The organism is Aquabacterium sp. A08 (assembly GCF_011742065.1).
The window spans coordinates 1-281 of the sequence record NZ_JAAQQT010000292.1; the positions used below are offsets into that span (position 1 = coordinate 1).

1 protein-coding gene is annotated in these 281 nt (G+C 69.0%); it reads right to left on the reverse strand.

Annotation, left to right across the window (positions count from 1 at the left end; genetic code table 11):
• A partial coding sequence (locus tag HA630_RS01660; protein ID WP_243855322.1) for a methyl-accepting chemotaxis protein occupies window positions 1–281 on the reverse strand: 281 nt, incomplete at both ends.

Below are 281 nucleotides of genomic sequence, written 5' to 3' on the forward strand. Positions count from 1 at the left end.
ACCGGCGCCAGGCTGTGGCTGGCGTCGCCGGTGCGGAAGGCGGCAATCGCCTGCGACAGGCGCTCGGTCTGGTCGCGCAGGCTTTCGGCCGCGGCAGCGCTTTCTTCCACCAGCGCGGCGTTCTGCTGGGTCATCTGGTCGAGCTGGTTCACCGCCACGTTGACCTGGCCGATGCCGTCGCTCTGTTCGGCCGCGGCCGCGGTGATCTCGCCGATGATGTCGGTCACCCGCTGCACGCTGCTGACGATTTCGCTCATGGTGGTGCCGGCGTCTTCCACCAG